Here is a 6,833-nt window from a genome sequence, read left to right on the forward strand (position 1 = left end):
GCACTGCCCGGGTCGGGTTCGGCCGGGCCCAGGAGCAGTCCGTCGAGCGCGGCGAGGAACGCCGACAGCGTCTTGCCCGAGCCCGTCGGTGCGACGACCAGGGTGTGGGCACCGCCCGCGAGGGCCGCCCACGCACCGGACTGCGCGGCGGTGGGCGCGCCGAACGCACCACGGAACCAGGAGGCGGTGGCCGGGTGGAACCGGTCCAGGGCGACGGACATGAACACATGATGTCGTACGGCTACGACACACGCCGTGACACGGACGTGGCTCCGTAGAGTGTGCTCATGCGCGATCTCGACGACCACGACCTGGCTTCCCACCTCGCCACCGGCATCGGGGACATCGTCCGGGGCACCCGCGCGGGCGGCCTGCTGCACGGACGTTCGCTCGCGCGTGTGGCGAACGACGTCGCCGAGGACTGGACCGGCGAGGTACTCGCCGTGCACCGACCGGACGACGGGATCCTCTCGGAGGGGGTCGCCGACGATCGCAGCCGCCTCGCCAAGTCACGGGTGTGGATCATCGACGTGATCGACGGCACCAAGGAGTTCTCCACCGGCCGGTCGGACTGGTCGGTCCACGTCGCGCTCGTCGTCGACGGCCGGCCCACCGTCGCCGCGGTCGGGCTCCCGGACGCGGGCCGGGTGTTCCGGTCGGACCAGGTCGACTACGTCGATGGCCCGAGTTCGGGGGCCATGGTGATCAGTCGCAACAACCCGCCCGCCGGGATCCACGGGGTCGCCGACGAGCTCGGGCTGCACGTGCGGCCGATGGGGTCGGCCGGCGCCAAGATGCTCTCCGTCCTGCTCGGCGACGCCGACCTCTACCTCCATGCCGGCGGCCAGAACGAGTGGGACCAGGCGGCGCCCGTCGGCGTGGCGCTCGCCGCCGGGCTACACGCCTCCCGGATCGACGGGTCGCCTCTCGAGTTCAACAAGTCCGACACCTACTCCCCCGACATCCTGGTGTGCCGCCCCGATCTCACCGAGAAGGTGCTCGCCGTGACGGCGGGGCACCCGGTCTGGACGGCGTGAACAGAAAGCTTGAGTAGACTTGAGCGCCATGACCGTCCCCACCCCGTACGAGGACCTGCTGCGGTTGGTCCTGGAGCAGGGCACCCCCAAGGCGGATCGCACCGGCACGGGCACGCGGAGCCTGTTCGGCCACCAGCTGCGCTACGACCTGGCGCAGGGGTTTCCGCTGATCACCACCAAGCGCGTGCACTTCAAGTCCGTGGCGTACGAGCTGCTGTGGTTCCTGCGTGGCGACTCCAACGTCGGGTGGTTGCGCGAGAACGGTGTGACGATCTGGGACGAGTGGGCGGACGCCGACGGTGAGCTGGGGCCCGTCTACGGGGTGCAGTGGCGCTCGTGGCCGACCCCCGACGGCGCCCACATCGACCAGATCACCGCGGCGGTGGAGCTGCTGAGGACCGACCCGGACTCGCGGCGCAACATCGTCTCCGCGTGGAACGTCAGCGAGTTGTCGGACATGGCCCTGCCGCCCTGCCACCTGCTGTTCCAGTTCTACGTGGCCGACGGCAAGCTCAGCTGTCAGCTGTACCAGCGCAGCGCCGACCTCTTCCTGGGCGTGCCGTTCAACATCGCCTCCTATTCCCTGCTCACCCACATGGTGGCGCAGCAGGTGGGGCTCGAGGTGGGCGAGTTCGTCTGGACCGGCGGCGACTGCCACATCTACGACAACCACGTCGAGCAGGTCCGCACACAGCTCTCGCGGGAGCCGTACCCGTACCCCGAGCTGCGGCTGAACCGCGCCAAGTCGGTCTTCGACTACACCTTCGAGGACTTCGAGCTCATTGGCTACGAGCACCACCCGGGCATCAAGGCCCCGGTCGCGGTCTGATCCGGCGGACGGCTGCGGTGACCGTGCGGATGGTGTGGGCGCAGGCCCGCGGCGGGGTGATCGGTGACGGCCGAGACATGCCGTGGCACATCCCCGAGGACCTCGCGTTCTTCAAGCAGGCCACCGTCGGGCGTCCCGTGGTGATGGGCCGCGCGACGTGGGACTCGATCCCGGAGCGGTTCCGCCCCCTGCCCGGCCGTCGCAACGTCGTGTGCACGCGGGACGCCGACTGGTCGGCCGACGGCGCGGAACGCGCCGGGTCCGTGGAGCGCGCCCTGGAACTCGCGGGCCCGGAGGCCGCGGTGATGGGCGGCGGCCAGATCTACGCCGCGGCGCTGTCCGCCGCGGACGAGTGTCTGGTGACCGAGATCGACGCCGAGGCGCCGGGCGTAGTGCTGGCGCCCGAACTGGACGACGCCTGGGAGCTGGTCGAGGTCGGTAAGTGGATCACCGATCCACGGAGTCGGGTCGAGGGGTACGACGACGAGGTGCGGCACCGGCACACCGTGTGGCGTCGCCGGAGAATCTCCTAGAACCACTTCCAGGTCTTGGGGATCTTCTCCCCCGCGGCGAGGATCTTGATCTTCGCGCCCGCCATGAACCCGTTGATCTCGATGTCCAGGTGGGGACCGCCGTGGACGTCGTAGCGCCCCTCGTCGATCTTCAGCTCGCTCATGGTCCGGTTGCCGGTGATCGACACCGAGACCCCGGGCGGGAGGAGGATCTTGGCGTTGGCGCCCCACAGGTCCAGTTGGAGGTGGGTGCGCGGGCGGTCGACGACGGCCTCTCGGGCGTCGAGGTAGATCTCACCCAGCCACGACGTCAGTCGGTAGTCGTCCGGCAGCATCCAGCGGCCCTCGCGCTTGAGGGTGTCGAAGACGGAGGTCCTCTTCTGGCTCTCGTCCACGGTGATCGCGCTGCCGGGACGGGTGGCCGGCGGCGCGGAATGCACCGGGCCGACCGGCGCCGGTCGGGCGTGCTGTGCCGGGCCGGGCCGGTCGGCGGGGAGACCGCTCAGCGCCACCTCGAGTTCCGCGGGGCAGGTCGCGGCCCAGATCTTGGCCGCTCGGTCCGAGAACTCGGCGAGCGACAACTCACCTCGCCCCACCATCGCCTCGAGGCGCCGCTGGGCCAGGGTCCGTGGGTCGTTGTCCTGCTCCGGGTTCATGCCCCCAGGTTACTCAGCGCGTGAGGTCCTTCATCATCGAGCGCATGTCGGTGGTCAGTTCGTCGGCGAGGTCCTGCAGGCCACCGGAGATGACCTGCGAGAGGAGATCCGGGTTCTGGGCCTCGATCACGCAGCCGCCGCCGGACTCGCGGATCACCACATTGCACGGGATCATCAGGGCGACGTCCTTGCTCACGTCGAACGCCTTCCCCGCGAACCCGGGATTGCAGGCGCCGAGGATGAGGACACGCTCGATGTCTTTGTCGATCTTGTTCTTCAGGGTGGCCGTGAGGTCGATCTCGTGGAGGATCCCGAACCCGCGGTCGGCGAGCGCAGCACGGGTCGCCTCCACCGCCTCGTCGAACTCCATCTCGGTGAACGTGCCGATTCCGATGTCCATGTCGACTACCTCCGGTGTCGTCGGTGCTGGTCTTGTCGGTTCTGGTCTCCGGTGTCGTCCCCCAGCCTGCCACGGCGCCGGGCGGTGGTCAGGCGAGCGAGAGGAACAGCTTCTCGAGCTCGGGCAGGTCCACCCCGTCCGCGCCGGGTTCGCCGTCGCGGGTGATGCACTCCTGGATGTTCTCGCTGATGATCTTGAACCCCGCACGGTCCAGCGCCTTGGACACCGCCGCGAGTTGGGTGACGATCTCCTTGCACGAGCGTTCCTGCTCGACCATGTCGATCACCGCGTTGAGCTGGCCGCGCGCGCGGCGCAACCTGTTGAGGACCTGCTGCCTGGGCTCGGACACAGCTTTTGCGGACACAGCTTTTGCGGACACTGCTTTGTCGGACACTGCCCGCTCGGTTTCTGACATCGTCGTGCCTCTCGTGGGTCACTGATGGTCTCGGACGGTGAAGGTGGACTGACGCGAGACCCCCGTGGGTCCACCGGATGACTCCAGTGTACCCGCGGGGGTATATTTCCGCGAGTGCCGGTTACTGTCGGCCCAGCTGACGGTCAGTCGTCGTGGACGATGATCCCGCGGACCATGCCCTCGCCGCCGCGCTCCATGATCTCGTAGCCCTCGTTGACCTGGTCGAGGGTGAAGCGGTGCGTGATGAGCTCGTCCAGCTTGAGCTGCTTCTCGTCCCACAGACGCAGGATGTTGGGGATGTCGTGGAAGGCGTTGGCGGAGCCGAAGAGCGAGCCCTTGATGACCTTCTCGTACTGCGAGACGAACAAGCCGGGCAGGGAGATCGACTGGTTGTCGAGGCCGCCCATCGAGGTGAGCACGACGACGCCGCGCTTACCGACCATGTCGGTCGCGTCGGCGGTGACCTTCGCGTCGGCCACGCCGATGGTGATGATGGCCTTCTCCGCCATCGTGCCCCAGGTCAGGCCCGGCAGCTCGGCCTTGGCCTCGTCGACGTCCGTGTAGACGTGGGTGGCGCCGAACTCCTTGGCCTTGGCCAGCTTCGACTCGTCGGTGTCGATGGCGAGGATGAACCGGGCGCCCGCGTGCTTGGCGCCCTGGATGGCGTTGATGCCGATGCCACCGATGCCGAACACTACGACGGTGTCGCCGGCCCGGACGTCGGCGGAGTAGACGGCGGAACCCCAGCCGGTGGTGACGCCACAACCCACCAGGGCCGCGACCTCGAAGGGTATCCAGTCCTGGACCTTGACCACCGAGTTCATGTTGGCCACGGTGTACTGCGAGAACGTACCCAGGGTGCACATGGCACCGGCGGTCTCGCCGTTGTCCAGTGCGAACGGGTAGCGGCCGTCGGCCATCTCACCGATGGTGCCGTTGAGGCCACCGTCGCAGAGGTTGGTCATCCCGCGCGCGCAGGCCGAACACTTGCCACAGGCAGGGATGAACGACCCCACCACGTGGTCGCCGGGCTGAACGTGGGTGACGCCGTCACCGACCGCCTCGACGACGCCCGCACCCTCGTGACCGCCGACGATCGGCAGGCGACCCGGCAGGTCGCCGCTGGTGATGTGCAGGTCCGAGTGGCAGAGGCCGGCGACCTTCCACTTGACGAGCACCTCGCCGAAGTTGGGTCCGTCGAGCTCGGCCTCGACGATCTCGAACGGCTTGCCGAGCTCTCGGACGATGGCGGCCTTGGTCTTCATTGAACTCCCTCCGGGCGCGACGGGGCGAAGCCCGTCACTGGAACGTGTTCTAGCAACGTTAGCCCCATAGGTGAACCCCGTGGGGTGGTTACCGGAACGTGTTCCGGCGGGACCCCGCCGCCGCCGTCGTCCCGTCAGGAGAGTGGATCGACCCGCCGATCAGGGCTGCGCGTCACCCTGCTGCGCCTGCGCCTCCTCGACGGCCTTGCGGACCTCGTCCATGTCGAGCCCCTTGATCTGCTCGACCAGGTCGTCCAGAGCCTGCTCCGGGATGGCACCCGAGTGGCGGAACACCGCGATGCCCTCGCGGAACGCCATGAGCGTCGGGATGGACTGGATCTGCAGCATCGCTCCGAGCTGCTGCTCGGCGTCGGTATCCACCTTGGCGAAGGTCAGCTCGGGGTTCTTGCCCGAGACCTTCTCGTAGACCGGACCGAACGCCTTGCACGGGCCACACCACTCGGCCCAGAAGTCCACCAGGACGATGTCGTTCTCGGTGACGGTCTTCTCGAACTCGGCGGTCGTGATGTCGACGGTGCTCATACGAATGCCCTCCTAGCGCGGACGGGGCGGCTCTCGTCCCGTCTCGTTACGCCGCCAGCCTACGGACAGCCCGCGCCGGCGACGACCTTCCGCGACAATCCATACCTCTGGGGGTATGAATGCCGCGCGTAGTCAGTGACAACGTCGCCGGAGGCGGGTTATTCCCAGCTCCCCCCTGGCCTCACGCCTCCCGGGACGTCTCCCGGCGGGGCGGCGAGTCGAGGACCTCGGCGAGGAACTTCTCGAGCTGGTCGAGGAAGACCGCGTTGTCGTCGCCCGCGACCATGTGCCCGGCGTCGGGCACCTCCATCGTGTACGCGTGCGGGAGCAGCCCCCGCAGGTGCCGCACCGACTCGTCACTGACGATGTCCGACGCCGAGCCCCGGATGAGCAGGGTCGGTTGCGTGATGTGCGGGACGAGCTCCTCGAAAAAGGCGTTGCCGAGTTCCGCGTTGTCGGCCGAGGCGCAACCGGCGAAGCGGGGGTCCCAGTGCCAGTGCCACCGTCCGTCCTCGCGCAGCCGGAGGTTCTTGCGCAGGCCCTCGGGATTAGGCGGTCGCTTGCGCTGCGGCTGGTAGGCGGCGATCGCGTCGGCGGCCTCCTCGAGACTGGCGAACCCGTTAAACCCGGAGCGCATGAACTCCCCGACCCGCTCGACACCCTTTGCCTCAAGCTTCGGGGTGACGTCCACCAGGACGAGCGCACGGGCGACGTCCTTGCCGGTGCCCAGCGAGAGCATCGCGGTCATCCCGCCGAGGGACGCGCCGACGATCACCGGACGCCGGGAGGGGAACCGCTCGGCGACGATCGCCTCGAGGTCCGCGGCCAGCCGGTGGATGTCGTAGTCACCCTCCGGATCCCAGTCGCTGTCCCCGTGACCACGGGCGTCCATCGCGGTGACCCTGTACCCCTCCCCCGACAGCCGGCGGGCGGCGCGGCTCCACGCGTGGCGGGTCTGGGCACCCCCGTGCAGCATGAGGATCTCCTCGACCGGGTCGAGCGAGTCGCCCGCCGGATCCACCGGATCCCACACCTCGCCGACCAGCGTGACACCGCCGTCGCGTTCCACCGTGAACTGCCGCGGTTCGCAGATCGTCTCGGTACTCGACATGTACGGGCCTCCCGGGATGCCGCCCACCCCATCGGTGGAACGTGTTCTCGTGCCGTTCTACCACG

The 6,833-nt window shown here is 68.7% G+C and carries 10 protein-coding genes; 3 read left to right on the forward strand and 7 right to left on the reverse strand.

Going from position 1 to position 6,833, the window contains the following annotated elements; all coding sequences use genetic code 11:
• A partial coding sequence (locus tag G6023_RS10000; protein WP_182635268.1) for a DEAD/DEAH box helicase occupies nucleotides 1–221 on the reverse strand: 221 nt, incomplete at its 3' end.
• Nucleotides 222–287: 66 nt separating this feature from the next.
• Between G6023_RS10000 and G6023_RS10005 the strand changes: the two genes are divergently transcribed.
• Genes G6023_RS10005 through G6023_RS10015 form a run of 3 tightly spaced genes read left to right on the forward strand, consistent with a single transcriptional unit; the run spans nucleotide 288 to nucleotide 2,399 of the window.
• Nucleotides 288–1,037, forward strand: a complete 750-nt coding sequence (locus G6023_RS10005) for a 3'(2'),5'-bisphosphate nucleotidase CysQ (RefSeq protein ID WP_182635270.1) — start codon at nucleotides 288–290, stop codon at nucleotides 1,035–1,037.
• Between the two features lie 28 nt (nucleotides 1,038–1,065).
• Nucleotides 1,066–1,866: a thymidylate synthase gene (locus G6023_RS10010; protein WP_182635272.1), complete on the forward strand. Its 801-nt coding sequence runs from the start codon at nucleotides 1,066–1,068 to the stop codon at nucleotides 1,864–1,866.
• A gap of 17 nt (nucleotides 1,867–1,883) precedes the next feature.
• Nucleotides 1,884–2,399, forward strand: a complete 516-nt coding sequence (locus G6023_RS10015; protein ID WP_182635274.1) for a dihydrofolate reductase — start codon at nucleotides 1,884–1,886, stop codon at nucleotides 2,397–2,399.
• On the opposite strand, the gene G6023_RS10020 is transcribed toward G6023_RS10015, so the two are convergent.
• From G6023_RS10020 to G6023_RS10045, 6 genes are all read right to left on the reverse strand, one after another.
• Nucleotides 2,396–3,034 carry a DUF1707 SHOCT-like domain-containing protein gene (locus G6023_RS10020; RefSeq protein ID WP_182635276.1) on the reverse strand — a complete coding sequence of 213 codons (639 nt, stop codon included), beginning with the start codon at nucleotides 3,032–3,034 and terminating at the stop codon, nucleotides 2,396–2,398. The two genes, G6023_RS10015 and G6023_RS10020, sit on opposite strands and share 4 nt — an antisense overlap.
• A gap of 13 nt (nucleotides 3,035–3,047) precedes the next feature.
• Nucleotides 3,048–3,434, reverse strand: coding sequence for a DUF302 domain-containing protein (locus G6023_RS10025; protein ID WP_007631133.1), 387 nt, complete (start codon nucleotides 3,432–3,434; stop codon nucleotides 3,048–3,050).
• Nucleotides 3,435–3,522: 88 nt separating this feature from the next.
• A complete protein-coding gene (locus tag G6023_RS10030) occupies nucleotides 3,523–3,849 on the reverse strand; it encodes a metal-sensitive transcriptional regulator (protein WP_376780931.1) in 327 nt (108 codons plus the stop codon).
• Between the two features lie 143 nt (nucleotides 3,850–3,992).
• On the reverse strand, nucleotides 3,993–5,114 hold the full coding sequence (locus G6023_RS10035; protein WP_007631130.1) for an NDMA-dependent alcohol dehydrogenase: 1,122 nt from the start codon (nucleotides 5,112–5,114) through the stop codon (nucleotides 3,993–3,995).
• A gap of 159 nt (nucleotides 5,115–5,273) precedes the next feature.
• Nucleotides 5,274–5,657 (reverse strand): thioredoxin, encoded by a 384-nt coding sequence (trxA, locus tag G6023_RS10040; RefSeq protein WP_007631129.1) that lies wholly within the window; start codon nucleotides 5,655–5,657, stop codon nucleotides 5,274–5,276.
• 181 nt (nucleotides 5,658–5,838) lie between these two features.
• The gene (locus tag G6023_RS10045) at nucleotides 5,839–6,768 is read right to left on the reverse strand and encodes an alpha/beta fold hydrolase (RefSeq protein ID WP_050797185.1); all 930 of its coding nucleotides are present in this window, start codon (nucleotides 6,766–6,768) and stop codon (nucleotides 5,839–5,841) included.
• Nucleotides 6,769–6,833: the final 65 nt, after the last annotated feature.

The organism is Dietzia sp. DQ11-71 (assembly GCF_014144995.1).
In the GTDB taxonomy this organism is placed as follows: domain Bacteria; phylum Actinomycetota; class Actinomycetes; order Mycobacteriales; family Mycobacteriaceae; genus Dietzia; species Dietzia kunjamensis.